17 protein-coding genes are annotated in these 15,165 nt (G+C 66.0%); 5 read left to right on the top strand and 12 right to left on the bottom strand.

The annotated features are described in order from the left end of the window. Positions 1–9 precede the first annotated feature (9 nt). Genes AVL59_RS08050 through AVL59_RS08035 form a run of 4 tightly spaced genes read right to left on the bottom strand, consistent with a single transcriptional unit; the run spans position 10 to position 2,772 of the window. Positions 10–1,326 carry an EsaB/YukD family protein gene (locus tag AVL59_RS08050; protein ID WP_237281857.1) on the bottom strand — a complete coding sequence of 439 codons (1,317 nt, stop codon included), beginning with the start codon at positions 1,324–1,326 and terminating at the stop codon, positions 10–12. A 46-nt stretch (positions 1,327–1,372) separates the two neighbouring features. Continuing rightward, positions 1,373–1,666, bottom strand: a complete 294-nt coding sequence (locus tag AVL59_RS08045; RefSeq protein WP_067300891.1) for a hypothetical protein — start codon at positions 1,664–1,666, stop codon at positions 1,373–1,375. Positions 1,667–1,716: 50 nt separating this feature from the next. Next, positions 1,717–1,890, bottom strand: a complete 174-nt coding sequence (locus tag AVL59_RS08040) for a DUF397 domain-containing protein (protein WP_067300888.1) — start codon at positions 1,888–1,890, stop codon at positions 1,717–1,719. A gap of 3 nt (positions 1,891–1,893) precedes the next feature. Further along, complete coding sequence (locus tag AVL59_RS08035; protein ID WP_067300886.1) at positions 1,894–2,772, bottom strand: helix-turn-helix domain-containing protein; 879 nt, start codon at positions 2,770–2,772, stop codon at positions 1,894–1,896. A gap of 140 nt (positions 2,773–2,912) precedes the next feature. Here AVL59_RS08035 and AVL59_RS08030 point away from each other — a divergent pair, with 140 nt between their 5' ends. Genes AVL59_RS08030 through AVL59_RS08020 form a run of 3 tightly spaced genes read left to right on the top strand, consistent with a single transcriptional unit; the run spans position 2,913 to position 4,052 of the window. Then, positions 2,913–3,407: an ATP-binding protein gene (locus AVL59_RS08030; protein ID WP_067300883.1), complete on the top strand. Its 495-nt coding sequence runs from the start codon at positions 2,913–2,915 to the stop codon at positions 3,405–3,407. Between the two features lie 47 nt (positions 3,408–3,454). Continuing rightward, entirely contained in the window at positions 3,455–3,808 is a 354-nt protein-coding gene (locus AVL59_RS08025; RefSeq protein ID WP_067300880.1) for a hypothetical protein, read from the top strand. Beyond that, positions 3,801–4,052, top strand: coding sequence for a hypothetical protein (locus AVL59_RS08020; RefSeq protein WP_067300877.1), 252 nt, complete (start codon positions 3,801–3,803; stop codon positions 4,050–4,052). The genes AVL59_RS08025 and AVL59_RS08020 overlap by 8 nt, the downstream gene beginning before the upstream one ends. Before the next feature lie 236 nt (positions 4,053–4,288). On the opposite strand, the gene AVL59_RS08015 is transcribed toward AVL59_RS08020, so the two are convergent. The 8 genes from AVL59_RS08015 to AVL59_RS07975 all read right to left on the bottom strand — a co-directional run bounded on the left by AVL59_RS08015 (position 4,289) and on the right by AVL59_RS07975 (position 13,334). Beyond that, positions 4,289–5,122 (bottom strand): immunity 49 family protein, encoded by an 834-nt coding sequence (locus tag AVL59_RS08015; protein ID WP_237281457.1) that lies wholly within the window; start codon positions 5,120–5,122, stop codon positions 4,289–4,291. Between the two features lie 44 nt (positions 5,123–5,166). Further along, positions 5,167–7,260 carry a hypothetical protein gene (locus tag AVL59_RS08010; protein ID WP_067300875.1) on the bottom strand — a complete coding sequence of 698 codons (2,094 nt, stop codon included), beginning with the start codon at positions 7,258–7,260 and terminating at the stop codon, positions 5,167–5,169. 191 nt (positions 7,261–7,451) lie between these two features. Continuing rightward, positions 7,452–8,339 carry a pentapeptide repeat-containing protein gene (locus AVL59_RS08000; RefSeq protein ID WP_237281456.1) on the bottom strand — a complete coding sequence of 296 codons (888 nt, stop codon included), beginning with the start codon at positions 8,337–8,339 and terminating at the stop codon, positions 7,452–7,454. Further along, positions 8,314–11,301 (bottom strand): ICP22 family protein, encoded by a 2,988-nt coding sequence (locus AVL59_RS53475; protein ID WP_067300872.1) that lies wholly within the window; start codon positions 11,299–11,301, stop codon positions 8,314–8,316. Before AVL59_RS53475 ends, AVL59_RS08000 begins: the two co-directional genes overlap by 26 nt. 2 nt (positions 11,302–11,303) lie before the next feature. After that, positions 11,304–11,831: a DUF6507 family protein gene (locus AVL59_RS55520; protein WP_281065401.1), complete on the bottom strand. Its 528-nt coding sequence runs from the start codon at positions 11,829–11,831 to the stop codon at positions 11,304–11,306. A gap of 46 nt (positions 11,832–11,877) precedes the next feature. Further along, the gene (locus AVL59_RS07985) at positions 11,878–12,171 is read right to left on the bottom strand and encodes a hypothetical protein (protein ID WP_067300868.1); all 294 of its coding nucleotides are present in this window, start codon (positions 12,169–12,171) and stop codon (positions 11,878–11,880) included. Positions 12,172–12,306: 135 nt separating this feature from the next. Further along, complete coding sequence (locus AVL59_RS07980; protein WP_067300865.1) at positions 12,307–12,927, bottom strand: DUF7691 family protein; 621 nt, start codon at positions 12,925–12,927, stop codon at positions 12,307–12,309. A gap of 128 nt (positions 12,928–13,055) precedes the next feature. Further along, positions 13,056–13,334, bottom strand: a complete 279-nt coding sequence (locus AVL59_RS07975; RefSeq protein ID WP_067317010.1) for a hypothetical protein — start codon at positions 13,332–13,334, stop codon at positions 13,056–13,058. A gap of 524 nt (positions 13,335–13,858) precedes the next feature. Between AVL59_RS07975 and AVL59_RS07965 the strand changes: the two genes are divergently transcribed. Next, positions 13,859–14,635 carry a GntR family transcriptional regulator gene (locus AVL59_RS07965; protein ID WP_067300860.1) on the top strand — a complete coding sequence of 259 codons (777 nt, stop codon included), beginning with the start codon at positions 13,859–13,861 and terminating at the stop codon, positions 14,633–14,635. A gap of 10 nt (positions 14,636–14,645) precedes the next feature. Next, entirely contained in the window at positions 14,646–15,158 is a 513-nt protein-coding gene (locus AVL59_RS07960; RefSeq protein WP_099053020.1) for a GNAT family N-acetyltransferase, read from the top strand. The last annotated feature ends 7 nt before the right edge of the window (positions 15,159–15,165 follow it).

Below are 15,165 nucleotides of genomic sequence, written 5' to 3'. Positions count from 1 at the left end.
CGGTCACGGTCACGCGAAGGTGCCGAGCAGCCGCCCGTACACCCCGAAGACGCCGATCACCAGCGGGAACAGCGCAATCACCCCGACCGACTCGACCACGTCGCCGAACCGGCGCAAGCGCACCCGCACATGCTCGGGCGGCTGCACCACAAGGACGGCCAGCGGAACGAGCGCCAGCACCACAAGCGCGGTGAGCGGCCCGGCCGCACCGGACCTCTCCATCCACACCCAGGCCAGCCGGACCCCGACCGCCCCGGCCCCCACGAGCAACGCGACGACCTCAGGGACCAGGGGATACGCCCGCGCCCGCAGCGCGAGCACCAGCGCGACGGCCACGGCCAGCAGCACCGTCCACACCATCGCCGTACGCAGTACGAGCACGGCGGCGACGGCGGCGGACACCGCCGTCACGACCGTCGCGAGGGCGAGCCCGCGGTGCGTGGCGGCGAGCGCCGTCGACACCTGATAGCGGCTCACGGACGAGCCGCCCGAGCGCCGGTCGTCGAGCCCCGCGAGCCCCGACGCCATCAGCGCGAACCGAGGCAGCAGCCCCAGGACCAGCACCGAAACGACGGCGAGCAGCGCACCGGCCCGCCCCGCCGGCTGAAAGGCGAGCGCGGCCTCCCAGCACGCCCCGCCCCCGACGAGCGCGGCAGCCCCGAAGACACCACCACGTCCCAGCGGCGAGCACCATCCGAGCAGCAGCAGGGCGACGGCGAGTGCTCCGACGACGGTGGCGAGTCGCACCGAACCCGACCAGCCATGGGCATCTCCGAGGCTCCACGCCCCGAACACACCCAGCACGCCACCGGTGACGACGAGCGTGCCGGCGAGTCCACGCAGTCCGGCCCGGCCGAGCACCGCACCGGCGGCCGCGCCGAGGAGGGCGGCAACGACCAGCACGGCGCCCACGGTCTGCGCGGCGAACTCCTGCCGCGCGAGGAAGCAGGCGGCCAGTGCCCACCCGACCGTCGCGTTCCCGGCGACGACGCGCCGCGCCGCGGGCCCCCACCGCCAGGCCCGCACATCGAGATCGTCGGCGGCTTCGTCGGTCACGTCGTGTACGACGGGAGCGGAGGGCGCGTCCTCGATGCGCACGAGCCGCAGCACGGCACCATCCGCCACGGCGGCCGACTCCAGGGAATCGTCCGGGTCCAGGACACTGCCGTCACCGGCCACCAGATGACGCGTTTGCGGACGCGCACTCACCTGATCGCCCAGCAGCCGCATCACTTCCGGAAGCAGCAGCCCGATCGGCTCCTGCGACGGCAGCACAAGGTCGACCCGCCGATGCTCCCCCACCAGTGTGACCCGGCTCAACGCCAGTCCAGTACGGCTCGATGCCCCCGTAGCTATCACGTGTTCGAACCTATCACCGGGCAGAGGAGGCGCTGGTCGGTGTTTCGGCCGGGGGCGAGGCCGGCACGGTGGCCGAAGGCCCGTAGGGACTCGACGTCCCGCCGACCACCCGATGCGAAACGAACGACCACCCCACGCACCCGGCACACATCACCGCAGCGATCACTACACCCGCAAACGCCTTGCCCAGCCGCTCGTCGACGGTACGCCGCTGCCGCAGCCCACCGAACAGCACGGCGTCGCGCAGGCGCCGCCGCCGGACGGAGACGGACTCCAGTAGCTGGCTGTCGTAGTCGTGGGCTGACATGGCTCAAACTCCTTGTGATCCCTCGGATTGCATGGGGCCTGAGGCCAAGTTCAGGCCAGTGACGCCGTGAACCGTGCCCATACCTTCGGGGTGAGGCGGAGTATGGGGCCTCTTGGGGTCTTGGAGTCTCGCACGGCGACAGTGTTGGGGATGTTGCGGGCGACTTCGACGCAGTCGTTTTCAACGTGGCTGTAGCTGGACTTGCTGAACTCGAACTCGGGCATGACTCACATTTCCTTGCGCAGGTTGTCGATGAGTGTCGCGGAATCGCGTGGAGCCAGACTGAGCCGGGATGTGCGGTCGAACAAGCCGCTGTAGGTACCGCTCTCGGTTTCGTTCTCCACCCAGATCATTCCCGTGATGACGTCACTCTGGACCACGTCGAGCGCGTCCCCCTCCGCGAAGGAGAGGATGCTGAACGGCCCCGTGATACAAGGGTGCGCGCCGGCTCGGTACGGGAGCACTTGAAGGCGTACGTTCGGCAACTCGGCGGACTCCAGGAGCCGTTCCAGTTGGGCTCGCATGACCTCGGATCCTCCGATCTGCTGCCGGAGCGCCGCCTCCCAGATCACCGCATGGTAGTGAGGCGGCCGCTCGCCGAACAGCCGCTCCTGGCGGCGCTGCTTGATCTCAACCCAGTGCTCGATCTCGTCGGGATCGTCCCAAGCACCGTCGGCGACAGCCAGGGCACGCGTGTACTCGGGGGTGTGGAAGAGCCCGGGGATCAGCGATGACTGCCAGTTGCGGATACGACTGGCCGCGTCTTCCATCGCGATGAACTCGGCCGTTGCGCCGGTATCGAGGCGGTCGCTCCACCATCCCCTGGCCTTACGACGCTCGCGGTCCAGCCTGGCCAGTTCCAGCAGGCGAGCCACGGCCTTCTGCTCGTACAAGCCATAGCACTCGCAGAGCGCACGGATGTCGGGGTCCCGCATGGGCACCCAGCCCTGTTCCATCTTCACGATCTTCGAGTTGGACGCGTTGATCGCGTCCGCTGCCTGACGTTGGGTCTTGCCTGCGGCGTCGCGCAGGCGCAGCAACTCACCGCCGAGCCTACGGCCCAGCACAGTTGACGTCCGGTTACCCAGAGGCGAGGTACGTGTCACGGGCCAAGTCTCTCGTGCAGAACTCCACCCCGTCACCCAATGGAGACAATTGCATCCGATCCGCTTGCATCGAATACGCATGCATCACTACGTTCAGTGCCCGGCCGCCCACTCAACGGAGCCATCCGGAGGAGCACCCCATGCCCGACCCCCAGCCCCCCACTACCCCCAACGCCAACCCCGGCCCCGTCCTCCACGAAGACCGCCTCGACTACACCCCCGTCCCCCGCAGCGTCGCCATCGCCCGCAACCGCACCGCCCGACTGATCCGCGAGTGGGGTTACCCGAACCTCGCCGGAGATGCCGCCCTCGTCACCACCGAGTTGATGACCAACGCCCTGCTGCACGGCAGCCTGCGCGACCGGCTCATCGTCGTCCGGCTCGCCACCACGGCGACCGCACTCCGCGTCGAGGTCAGCGACCCCCGCGGCGAACGACAGCCGTGCCCGCGTCGCGCGACCGACGAGGACCAGTTCGGACGAGGGTTACTGCTGGTCGGGGTTCTGACGGACGGCTGGGGCGTGGGGCCACGCGTGGGCGCCGGCAAGACCGTGTGGGCGCGGTGGAGCCTGGGCCTCACCCTCTGCAATAGCCATCCGCTCGCGGACACGCGGGAGGGACAGGAATGGCGCTAGCGTGGGCCCGTGCCGGAAGAGCACTGGACGAGCGGAAGGGGCGGCCGATGACCACGCCGTACACAAACGGGGACGGTCCGCTGATTCCCCGGCCCGAGCTGACGCTGCCGGCCCTGCGGCAGGCTGTGGCGACGGTGGCTCCCTCCCGCCTGCCCGAGTTCTTCGAGGACCTTCAGCAGGCGTTCGTCCGCGCCGGCGACGAGGACAGCGTCGTACCCATCCGGATGTTCTACCGGCAGTGGGCCGTCGTGGTCGAGATCGAGCGGTACCCCGAAACCGCGCGTCGGCTGCACGCCGCCGAACAGGCCATCAGCAGCCCGGACCCGGACGTGCGCGAGCGCGCCATCCGCGAGGCCGGGGAGATCGTGCGTGCGGCCCACCGCGAGGTCGCGGGTGGCTGACTGGCACTGGGAGCTGTTCCAGGACGACCTGCTGGACGGGCTCCCGGTTACGGCACGCGCCGAGACCGAGCGGCTCGCCAACGAAATCGCCGTACGCGAATCGATGGTCTTCCTGGAGGGAGCCGCTTACACCGGACCGGGGCCGGGCGTGCGGACCGAGAGCCGGGGGCTGCTCATGCTCACCTTTCTGACCGATGTCCGTGGCGAGCGGATCGTGGTGGTGCAGGTGAGCTGGTTCGGTTGAGGTATGGAAAAGCGAGAACGGCATCAGATCACCGACCCGACATAAGCGTCACATGATCAACGCCCGTTTCCCGGCCCTACTCTGGCAGGGTGGGTTTAGCGATAGAAGTGCTGATCGTGGACTGGCCGCGCGTGGAGGCGGCAGCACCCAGTGACCGTGAAGACGTACCGGGTGATGCCGCCTTCGGAGAAGGCTACTGCGACGACCCTGTCACGGTTTCCGGGACCTCAAGCCCATCAGGTGGGGATTTGGCCGACCCACCTGCGTTCCAAGAGGTACTTGGGCAGGTACTCCGACTCAATTTCGACCGGAATATTCGCATCAAAGGCCATACAGGCGACAGCTAGTGGCCCCAGAGCCACCAGCCCCTCGCCGCTCTTGGCCCGTGCCTCATTGCCAGTCCAGTATTCGCGATGCCAGGTGAGGGCTTCATCCAAGGCGGCGTTGAACGGTTCCGGATCTTGTCGCTGGTAGCGATGGAAGACTTCCAACGGTGGGTAGAGGATCTTCAGCATGAGTTCAGCGCTGGCAATGTGGGGGGCCGCCGGGTCCGTGCCGTTGATGGCGGTGACCAGCGTGTCCCAGGTCTCCTGACGGCCGAACCAGGCGTTCTGCAGGGTCTCCACCCATGCGTAGATGTACTCGTCGAACTCCACCCCGGATGCACGGAGGAACGAGACGGGCACACGGGCCAGTTGGTCGAGGCGATCGTTTTCACGGCAAATCGCCGCCAAGTAGTATGAGGTGAGCCAATTGCCTGCGTGCAGGTACTCCTGAGGGCCGGTCGCAGGTAGGTTCTTGATCTCACCCTTGTGTCCGATACGACACGGGACAGGCCCTTCCGTGGCAACTCCCGAGATGAACAGGCCCGAACCAACCTGCATCGCAGTGACCCACGCCTCCCACGTCGGGAGTTCCTCTACCATGGGATCGGCCAGGCAGGACCACTTAGCGACCGTCAGCGAGTAATCCAGAGCGTCGAAGCGGTCGAACTCTGACGTCTCGAGTTCCGAGAGCGTCTCTTCGGCACTCCGGACGATCGGCGCCATGGCTTCGTCCGCGTTGTCCACGGGGAAGTCGTGACGGGGAATGCGGATGACCACGTGCCACTCTCTCAGTAGATCTTCATTTCTTCCACTACGACACCAGCATAGAGGGAACCGTCAGGCTCCTCAGCCTGTACCAGGACATACCTCAACTTCCCTACTTTCAACGCATCTCGGAACTCCCGCGCGAGATCAGCATCACGCCCACCGCGTTTCATCATCTCGGCCATGATGGTCCGCAGGTACATAAGCGTGCCTTGCTTCACCCTCATGCCCGCTGCACCGCCGTCGTCACCAATGTGCGGATTCGCAGGGTCCTCAGGGTCAGCACGTCCCTGCCGCCAGTCAAGGTCGTTTCCTGGAGCCTTGTCCTCGACGATCAGGATTTCGTCGTCGGGGATCCGATATGCCCCGTCGAACATGTTGGCCCCGTTGGGCGTCTTCGGGAGTGTGATGACCTCCGGATCCTGGAATATGTGCGGAATCGCATGGAGCTTAGAAGCGTCCTCACCAAGCCTCTCGGAGATCTTGCTATTGGCCGGCACATCACCAAGCTGTTCTGCGTACGTCGCTTGAGCAGTGGTAAGGGCCCTGTGGTTCGGTGCAGAGGGCGTCTCATCAAATGCTCTCTGCGTATTCAGGAGGTTCCGATAAGCCTGACGGTCGGCAGCTCTCTTATCGAGAGTCGGCAGAACCCCGTCGGGGGCGGTGTCTCGCGCGAGCGGCTTTGCCCCGAACCGGACTTCCGACGGGCCGCTCGGCATGTCGTGCTTGGCGACCCAACGCCCGTGAGGGCCCTTGGCGAGCTGAGGTAGATCCACTCCGTCCACCAGCCCGATATTGGGCTTCCTGCGTCCCAGGGTGTCGTAGTGGTCTTTGAACCACTCGGGATCCTCGTTCGCCTTTCGGACATGCTCGTCTTGGATGGCCTTACGCTCGGCAGGAGTCAACTCCCGCCGTCGCTCACCGTGGGTGCCGTCATCATTTGTGTGATCCGAGTGGTGATCACCGGCACCACTCGACTGTGCAGGGCCGTCGTCCGGTCGGCCACGCTCGGGGGCGGCACCACTCGGGGTTTCACTGGCCACTGCCGACCCGTGTCCCGAACCGTGTGAAGCACCACTCGCTCCTGCTGATGTGTGTTCGCCAGCAGTCGAGCTCCCAAGGGCACGCGCCCCACCGTTGACACTCCTGCCTGCCTGCCCTGCCCCCTGCCCCCCGGCGTCAGCGCCGTGTTCCGCCCGTGCACCGGCCCCGACCAGCTCATGCGAGTGATCGTCGCGGGCAGCAGCATCCAACTCACCATGGTCGTTCGCAGAGAGTTCGTGCGCCGCTTCATCCACGCGCTGCCGCAAACTCCCATCCGCATTGAGGATGTGGCCGTCAGCCGTCAGATAGACAGTGTTCCCGTGAGCGTCGACATCCGGAATGGCATCCTCAGGAATCCGGCGCGCAGATTCCGGCAACCCATACTTCTCCGGAAGATCCAGATACGCCCCGCTCTGCAGATTCTTCAGCCTGGTGAACGTATCCCCGACCTTGACGAACGCGAACTTCCCCGCCTCGCCGACGTACGTCATCGGATCGGCCGCCCGGCTGACCTTGCCGATCACCGACAGAGCGCGGGTCGCCGCACCCGCCTCGCCAGCCCCCCTTACCGCGGCGCCGGCGCCCTCGGTGCCGACCACCGTCAGGACGTTGAAGCCGGCCGCGCCCGCCGCACGGGCCGGGTTGGTCTTCCACTGGTCGTAGGCGACGAAACCTTTCGCCGCCTCCTTGTGCACCGTGCGCGCATCACGCAGCCAGGAGGGCAGTTTGTCCTCGGGGACCAGCCACCAGGCGCCCATCGTGGCACCGGTGAGGCCGGAGGCCGTGCTCAGCTTGGCGAGGCTCTTCCAGGCCTCGCCGGCCGCGTGCCCGCCGTCCGCGCCGAACAGGGTACCCAGGCCATTGACCGTGCCGATCACACCGTCGTGCCAGACGCCGTCCCACACCTGCTTGCCCTGATGGGCCAGCCAGGCCCAGCCCTCGTACTCCCGCTCGGCCGGCGCGCCCCAGGGGGTTTCCTTGGCGTGGTCGAGATCGTCGGCGCGGAAGCCGTACATGTTCTCGCCGTGCGAGCCGTCGTCGACGGTCAGTCTGGTTCCGCCGATCAGCGCCATGATCTTGTTGTAGGCGGCCCGCTCGGCGTCCTGGAAGGCGGTGACCGTGTGATTGACGTCGTGCCACAGATCGTTGTTGTGGTCGACCTTGTCCTGATCCTTGCGCCAGTGAGCGTCTCCCGCGCTGCCATGGTTACGTGCTACCCGCCCTCTGCCTCCCCAACGGTCATGACTTGCGTGCGCTGGGCCGACTACGTGTTCTCTCCCGTGACCATTTCAATGAATGCGACTGCTTCAGCTTCACTGATCTCCGCGTGGTCGACCTCATTGTGTCCCAGCTCGTAGAGCCGCAGGTATTCGGTTGGTTCCCAGCGCAGGTTCCTGGTGAATGCCTCGTCGTGCGCCACTCCGTTCACCATGCGACGTCTGACGATGCCCTGAGGATTGCTGCGCGAGTAGCCCTCGCTGAACTTGGCGTAGTAGGTGATGTCACTGGAACGCGGGGCGAGAACACGTACGTTCGCTCCGCGGCTGTTCAGCCATCGCTCGAGTTCCAGTCCGTTGACCTCACGCCGTACGCCTGACTCGTCGATCACCGCAGGACCGAAGAGCGTGCCGTTGAGCCCTTGTACAGCTGTCCGCTGATCGAACTCTGCCTTCAAGGACGTCTCTCGCACCGACGCGTTGGTGAGATCGGCGCCCCCAAGCCTTACGTCGATCAAGGAAGCGCCATCGAGCTTCGCCCCCCGGAAGCGAGCTGACCGGGCATCGACCGCCCAAAGACTGGCACTTCCCAGGTCTGCTCCGTCCAAGGTGGCACGACACAGGGAAGCCTCATCGAGCTCAGCCTTGACCAGCGACGCCCCGGAGAGGTTGGCATCATCGAGCACAGCGCCTTCAAGATGGGCCCGATAGAGGTCGACCCCGACGAGTTCGGTGCCTCGGAGGACAGTCTGCGCCAAGAGCGCCATGGCAAGGTCCGCACCTGACAGGTCAGCCCCGGACAGGTCGAGTGCCGAGACGTCCAGAAGCGAGTCCGCTTGCGCGGCCCACGCCTGTAGAACGGCAGCGGCCTCCGCGTCAGGCGGCATCTTCCGGACGATTCGCTTCACGTCACGGATACCAGACAACTCGATCACTCCACCCGTGCTGCTCGACGATCGACTTGACATCGTCGATCGCCGCTTGGTTGGCATTGCGCATGTCGAGGATAACCATGCGCCCCTTGGTGACAATCTGATCCTCAAGCTTACGAACCCATCCCTGGTTGTTCGCCGGGTCGTAGGCTCCCTTGAACGGCAGCGTCTTGTCACGGACGTTGTTGAGTGGCGGCCAGTCCGAGTGCACTCCCTTGATGTCGTAGAACTCACCGGTGCTCGGCGAATAGAGATCTCCCTGGTTGGCGCCGGGGGGCCGCCGAATATCGGTCGGGACTTTCCTGTCTTCGCGTAGGTCCAATGCAACGCGGGCCTCGTCCATCTCCGACGGCTTCACCTTACCCTTGTGATCAGGGTCCTGTTTCAGCTGGTCGAAGTCATCACTGTAATGCTGTGCCAGATCATTCAGGTGTGCATCGTGAGCTGCGCGCTGCTCAGGGGTGAGTTCCGGCGGCGGCCCGTTCCCGTGCACAGACTCGTCACCGCGCCGTCCCAGGTCAGCGTCGTGAGCGTGTGCGGATATTCCGCCATGAAGATCGTGATCCAGACTGATTGAGTCAGCTCCGCGTGGAACAGGAACCTTGTCGAACAGATCGTTCTGCGCAGCCTGAATAGCGGAGAATTCATCGCTGGAGATTCCGGGAAGACGCCCCTTCTCATAGAGGACATGGGTGTCCATTTTGGCGACGAAGCTCTCAGGGGTGTGGAACTGCACCTCGAAGACCTGACCACTCGAAGGGTCCCGCCATGTCGAATTAATACCCTTATAGCCAGATCCGCCCCAAGTATTCTTGAACGTGACATTCTCGAACCCCCGGGCACGCAGTTCCCCGACTGCCTGCTGCACGCCGTGTGAGTATTCCTTGGTGGGGATCTCAACCGTGTACCGAAGGGAGTCTCTAATGTTGGCCAGAGCTCGCTCCGGCGCCAGTCGGACGTCTTCGAGCAGGGCCGTGGCGACCTTGCGTTTGAGGGAATCCTCGCCTTTCAGACGGTACTCAAGACCGTTAAGCTTTCCGTGCTCGACATGGCCTGCAGCGGCTTCAATCGCGTCCGTGATGCGCGGCTCCGTCGCCAAGGCCCGACGCATGAAGTGTTCAGTGGCAGCATTCTCTTCCGGACTGAGTCTCAGCCCCTGTGGTCCTTCCCATGAGCCGTCGACGAGATTACCCCGGGGCTCCATAGGACCGTCGGGTACACGCGTATCTCCGCCGACCAGCAGACCCGTATCGTCACCGCCACCACCGGCCGGCACGGAAGTGTGCGAGTGCGCCGCGCCTGTCCCGTGAGGGATATCGCGACTGTGCCCCGAAGAAGACTCAGCAGCCCCCGCGGCCGTATGACCTGACTGCTGGGACTCGCCGTCGCTGTGTCTCGCCCCTACGGAACCGTGTTGCCCTGTCCCGCCGTCGGCCCCGGACCGCTCGGCTGAACCTGCCCCAGAGGGCCCGTCGGAGCGGCTTTCGCTCGAAGCCTCATGGTCGCCGACGTTCCTCCCTGGCTGCCCCGGCTCCTGCCCTCCGGGCCGAGTGGCGTCAGCGCCGTGTTCCGCCCGTGCACCGGCCCCGACCAGCTCATGCGAGTGATCGTCACGGGCAGCAGCATCCAACTCACCATGGTCGTTCGCAGAGAGTTCGTGCGCCGCTGCATCCACGCGCTGCCGCAAACTTCCATCCGCATTGAGGATGTGGCCATCCGTCGTGAGATAGACAGTGTTCCCGTGAGCGTCGACATCCGGAATGGCATCCTCAGGAATCCGGCGCGCAGATTCCGGCAACCCATACTTCTCCGGAAGATCCAGATACGCCCCGGTCTGCAGATTCTTCAGCCTGGTGAACGTATCCCCGACCTTGACGAACGCGAACTTCCCCGCCTTGCCGACGTACGTCATCGGATCGGCCGCCCGGCTGACCTTGCCGATCACCGACAGGGCGCGGGTCGCCGCGCCCGCCTTGCCCGCGCCGCTGACCGCGGCGCCGGCGCCCTCGGTGCCGACCACCGTCAGGATGTTGAAGCCGGCCGCGCCCGCCGCACGGGCCGGGTTGGTCTTCCACTGGTCGTAGGCGACGAAACCTTTCGCCGCCTCCTTGTGCACCGTGCGCGCATCACGCAGCCAGGAGGGCAGTTTGTCCTCGGGGACCAGCCACCAGGCGCCCATCGTGGCACCGGTGAGGCCGGAGGCCGTGCTCAGCTTGGCGAGGCTCTTCCAGGCCTCGCCGGCCGCGTGCCCGCCGTCCGCGCCGAACAGGGTACCCAGGCCATTGACCGTGCCGATCACACCGTCGTGCCAGACGCCGTCCCACACCTGCTTGCCCTGATGGGCCAGCCAGGCCCAGCCCTCGTACTCCCGCTCGGCCGGCGCGCCCCAGGGGGTTTCCTTGGCGTGGTCGAGATCGTCGGCGCGGAAGCCGTACATGTTCTCGCCGTGCGAGCCGTCGTCGGCGATCAGTTTGGTTCCGCCGATCAGCGCCATGATCTTGTTGTAGGCGGCCCGCTCGGCGTCCTGGAAGGCGGTGACCGTGTGATTGACGTCGTGCCACAGATCGTTGTTGTGGTCGACCTTGTCCTGGTCCTTGCGCCAGTGATCGTCTCCGGCCACCGAGTTCACGAACGCGGTGGCGTCGGCCTTGAGCGCGTCCAGCTTCTTCACCAGTGGCTGGACTTCGGTGCTGTACTCCGACAGTGCGGAGGCGACCTTCTCCAAGTCGTCCGCGAACGCGTCCGACTTCTGCTTCACCGGGAGCGTGGTGGCGAACAGCTGCTCCGCTTCCGGTGCCTTGTAGAACGCGGACAGGCCCTGGAACTCGGTGTGCACGTCCGAGCCGGAGGCGCGGAACTGGCCCGCGTCCGCGGTCAGCAGCATCACGTCGGTGTCCAGCGTGGCCAGGTCACCTATGAAGTGCGGGATGCCGGACGGGTCGATGAGCTTCTTCTCGTCGCCCACCGCTACCGGCCCCCCGTGTGACGCCCTGCCTCACCCTTGCCGGGCAGATCCACCTTCGGCTCCTTGGCCGCCGCCTGCTGCGCGTTCGCCGCCTGCTCCAGGGAGCCGGCCACGTAGCAGGCGGTGGCCTGGCCCGCCCCGTTCAGGGACTGCGCCGTCCGCTTGGCGATGTACAGGAGATCCCGGTTCCAGTGGTTCGCGAACTGGGCCAGCGCCGAACCGACCAACCCGGCCGTGACGTACGGGCCGAACTCCTGCTCGGTCAGCCTGCCCGCCGCCGAGGCCGCCTCCTCGATGCGCACGAGCCGCAGCACGGCACCATCCGCCACGGCGGCCGACTCCAGGGAATCGTCCGGGTCCAGGACACTGCCGTCACCGGCCACCAGATGACGCGTTTGCGGACGCGCACCCACCTGATCGCCCAGCAGCCGCATCACTTCCGGAAGCAGCAGCCCGATCGGCTCCTGCGACGGCAGCACAAGGTCGACCCGCCGATGCTCCCCCACCAGTGTGACCCGGCTCAACGCCAGTCCAGTACGGCTCGATGCCCCCGTAGCTATCACGTGTTCGAACCTATCACCGGGCAGAGGAGGCACTGGTCGGTGTTTCGGCCGGGGGCGAGGCCGGCACCGTGGCCGAAGGCCCGTAGGGACTCGACGTCCCGCCGACCACCCGATGCGAAACGAACGACCACCCCACGCACCCGGCACACATCACCGCAGCGATCACCACACCCGCAAACGCCTTGCCCAGCCGCTCATCGACGGTACGCCGCTGCCGCAGCCCACCGAACAGCACGGCATCGCGCAGGCGCCGCCGCCGAACAGAGACGGACTCCAGTAGCCGGCTGTCGTAGTCCTGGGCTGACATGGCTTGATTCCAGTTCGCTGGGTACGGGGTACGCGTCTTAGTGGATCTACAAATGTTCCACTACGTTGTGCGCTGCATGGTCTGGAGTGGCGAGATCTCACTCATGAGCATCCGGAGGGGCGGCCCTCCGAGGCTTCAGGAACGGAAGCCGATAACGCCGTAGCCCGGCCGTCCGACCGCGTCCCGCATCCAGCCGAGACACTGCATGACGGCCTCCACGACTTCTGGCTCCAGCGGCGGCGCCTGGCCCGACTCGTCGACCGCCCGCTTGGTGGCCTCGAACTGCTCCAGCGCCTGGGCTATGTGGTCGGGCGTCCATTCGCCGCAGCCTGGTGTGAATGTGTTCGGCAAAGGAGCGGGCAGATCACCGTAGCTGAAGTCTTCGACGGACACGGCGGTGATGCCCAGAGCGTTCAGGCCCTGGTCGACCACCGACAGCCAGTCACCTCGGTGCGGTGTAAAACAGTCGTTGTCCAGAAACGAGCCGGTGAGCGAACACAGCCGCTTGTAGGCGTAGCCGTACTGGAAGGCGTGCTCCTTGTCCTCACTGAAAGGCCCGCCGTGAACGACCGCGTGCAGGGCCTCGTATGCCGTGGGAGCGCCTTGCTCGATCTCATGGCTGAAGTAGTCGTCATCGCGGGCCAGGTCGTCCCCGAAGTTGTCGCGGATCACCTCCAGCAATTGGTCGTCACGGGAGCCGACCAAGGCACGCGTAGCGGCCACATCGAGCAGGTAGACACTCAGAGAAGAACTCATGGGACGAACCTAGGGCAAGCCACTGACACTGACCTGTGCGGCCAGTGACCGACGCAGGACCACGGCGACGCAGCTCGGCAACGAGCGGCCCGAGGAGATCCGGGGCCGCTCGTCCAACCGCCAGCCCGTCAGTTCAGACGATTCAGGCGTCGGCCTCGGCGCTCAGCGATGCGGAGGACGTCCCGAAGTGTCTCCGTCAGGCGCTCAGCGAGGAAGCGGAGTTCACCGGGCGGAGACTCAGCAAGCAAGTGGAGAGCGTGGCCAAGGAGTTCCTTCCCCATGCCGAGCTGAATCGACTCCGTGGCGTCGGCCAGCCGGGACACCGGGCCACTGACATCGTCGGAGATGAGGTAGCAGTGCTTGCCATCGGCTCCGGACCAGGGAAGCAGGCGGGGCTCCTGCTCCATCACGCCACCTCCAACCCGTGAATCCAAAACGAGCCGGGGACATCCTGGCCCAGTGCGGCCAGGGCCAGTTCACGCCGACGCTGACGCTGCTCGCAAGCGGTCAGGTAGGGGCGTACGGACCTGACGGCCGTGGCGTCCAGCGGAGCGACGTCCAGGGCATACGGACTTCGGTGGGGCGGGAGGGGCGTGTCGTGCCACTGGGGATGGTCGATCCGCAGGCGTAATGCCGGAGGCCTCGGCCGCAGGTCCGCGTCGCGTCGTCCTAACGGGAGGAAGACCCAGGCGGCGAGTCGGCGGATAAGGTCGGTCATGTCATCGGCTCCGATCGCTTGTGCTGGTGGCCGCACCCCCGGACGGCGGCACCCGTCGCGGGGGTCTCGCATGCTCACCCGTCTTCGCAGTGACCGGCTTGGGCACCGGCGTTGCGAACCGACTGGCTCAAGCCAGTTGTGTGCCAGGCCAGTTGAGCATGCCGTCCGCAACCGGTCAAGTCACTGGCTCAAGCCAGTTGCTAGACTCGTCGCATGACTGGGTCCGCCTCATCGATGCAGCAACCTCCGAGCCGGCGTATCGCCGGTGATCTCCGTCGTCGGATCGAGAGCGGGGAACTGCGCAGCGGTGACAAGCTGCCGTCCGAGCGCGCACTGGCGGAGCAGTACGGCGCTGCCCGTAACACCGCACGCGAGGCCATCCGCCTGCTCACTGAGCAAGGGCTTGTCACGGCCAAGCACGGAAAAGGCGTCTTCGTCCGAGAGCCTCAGAAGCTGTTCCGGTTGGGCAGCGACCGCTACTCGGTCAGGAACCGGGAAACGGGACTGACACCGTTCCGACTCGAAGCCGAGCGACAAGGCAAGGTCGCCAGGATCGAAGTGCCCTCGATCACCCGGGAACGGCCGCCGACGGACATCGCCGAACGATTGCAGGTGTCTCCGGACGAGGAGAGCGTCGTCCATCGCGAGAATCACTACTTCGCGGACGACGAACCGGTGCAGATCGTCTCGACGTACCTGCGCTGGAACGAGGTACAGGGAACCTTGTTGATGCAGAGCAGGACGGGAAAGGACGGCATCTACGGCCGGCTTGAAGAGCTCGGGCACACGATGACGCGAGTGCGGGACGAGATCAGCGCACGGATGCCCACACCGGCGGAGGCCACGACGCTGAAACTCCTGCCGGGCGTACCGGTTCTGGAAGTGCTGCACACGAGTTTCGATCAGGACGGTGTGCCCTTCGAGGTGTCCCGCTACGTGCACCGGGCCGACCGAACCGGATTGCTCTACGAACTCCCCGTAGAAGGGTAGGGACTTGCTGGTGAAACCTGTCATCGTGCGCCCCTTCGCAGCTGCTGATCTGCTCGGGGCCGCCAGGGCGCTCGTCGAGGTCCACGAGACCGATGGATACCCGGTCGAAGGTGTCGATGACCCACAGGCGTGGCTGAGGTCGGAACAGGTGCTGGCGGCGTGGGTGGCCGAAGCGGACGGGGTCATCGTGGGCCACGTGGCCATCATGCGCCCCGACGGTGCGGACGCGGCCTCCTTGTGGATCCGACAGAACGGCGAGGATGAGGCACACGTCGCGGTCCTCGCCAGGCTGTTCGTGCTCCAGGCCGCGCGCGGACGCGCCACAGGAAGACGCCTGATGGCAGCGGCAATGGGCCACGCCCTCGCCAACAATCTCCGCCTGGTGCTCGACGTCATGGCGAAGGACGTCGCCGCGATGCGGCTCTACGAACGCCTCGGATGGCGCAAGATCGGCGAGACCACTCATCGCTTCGGAGTGGGCCAGACCGTTCCGTCCGTTTGTTACGTCGCACCGAACGCCTGAGTCGGGA

Origin of the sequence: Streptomyces griseochromogenes, from assembly GCF_001542625.1 — a bacterium.
GTDB classification, from domain to species: domain Bacteria; phylum Actinomycetota; class Actinomycetes; order Streptomycetales; family Streptomycetaceae; genus Streptomyces; species Streptomyces griseochromogenes.
The sequence above is the reverse complement of the archived record's forward strand: the minus strand, read 5'-3'. Positions and strand labels throughout refer to the sequence as shown.

Coding starts and splice junctions, on each gene's coding strand:
- AVL59_RS07965 (WP_067300860.1), top strand. CDS start 13,859: ATGACTGGGTCCGCCTCATCGATGCAGCAACCTCCGAGCCGGCGTATC.
- AVL59_RS07975 (WP_067317010.1), bottom strand. CDS start 13,334: ATGGAGCAGGAGCCCCGCCTGCTTCCCTGGTCCGGAGCCGATGGCAAG.
- AVL59_RS08045 (WP_067300891.1), bottom strand. CDS start 1,666: ATGTCAGCCCACGACTACGACAGCCAGCTACTGGAGTCCGTCTCCGTC.
- AVL59_RS08010 (WP_067300875.1), bottom strand. CDS start 7,260: ATGGCGCTGATCGGCGGAACCAGACTGACCGTCGACGACGGCTCGCAC.
- AVL59_RS07985 (WP_067300868.1), bottom strand. CDS start 12,171: ATGTCAGCCCAGGACTACGACAGCCGGCTACTGGAGTCCGTCTCTGTT.
- AVL59_RS08040 (WP_067300888.1), bottom strand. CDS start 1,890: ATGCCCGAGTTCGAGTTCAGCAAGTCCAGCTACAGCCACGTTGAAAAC.
- AVL59_RS07980 (WP_067300865.1), bottom strand. CDS start 12,927: ATGAGTTCTTCTCTGAGTGTCTACCTGCTCGATGTGGCCGCTACGCGT.
- AVL59_RS08030 (WP_067300883.1), top strand. CDS start 2,913: ATGCCCGACCCCCAGCCCCCCACTACCCCCAACGCCAACCCCGGCCCC.
- AVL59_RS08025 (WP_067300880.1), top strand. CDS start 3,455: ATGACCACGCCGTACACAAACGGGGACGGTCCGCTGATTCCCCGGCCC.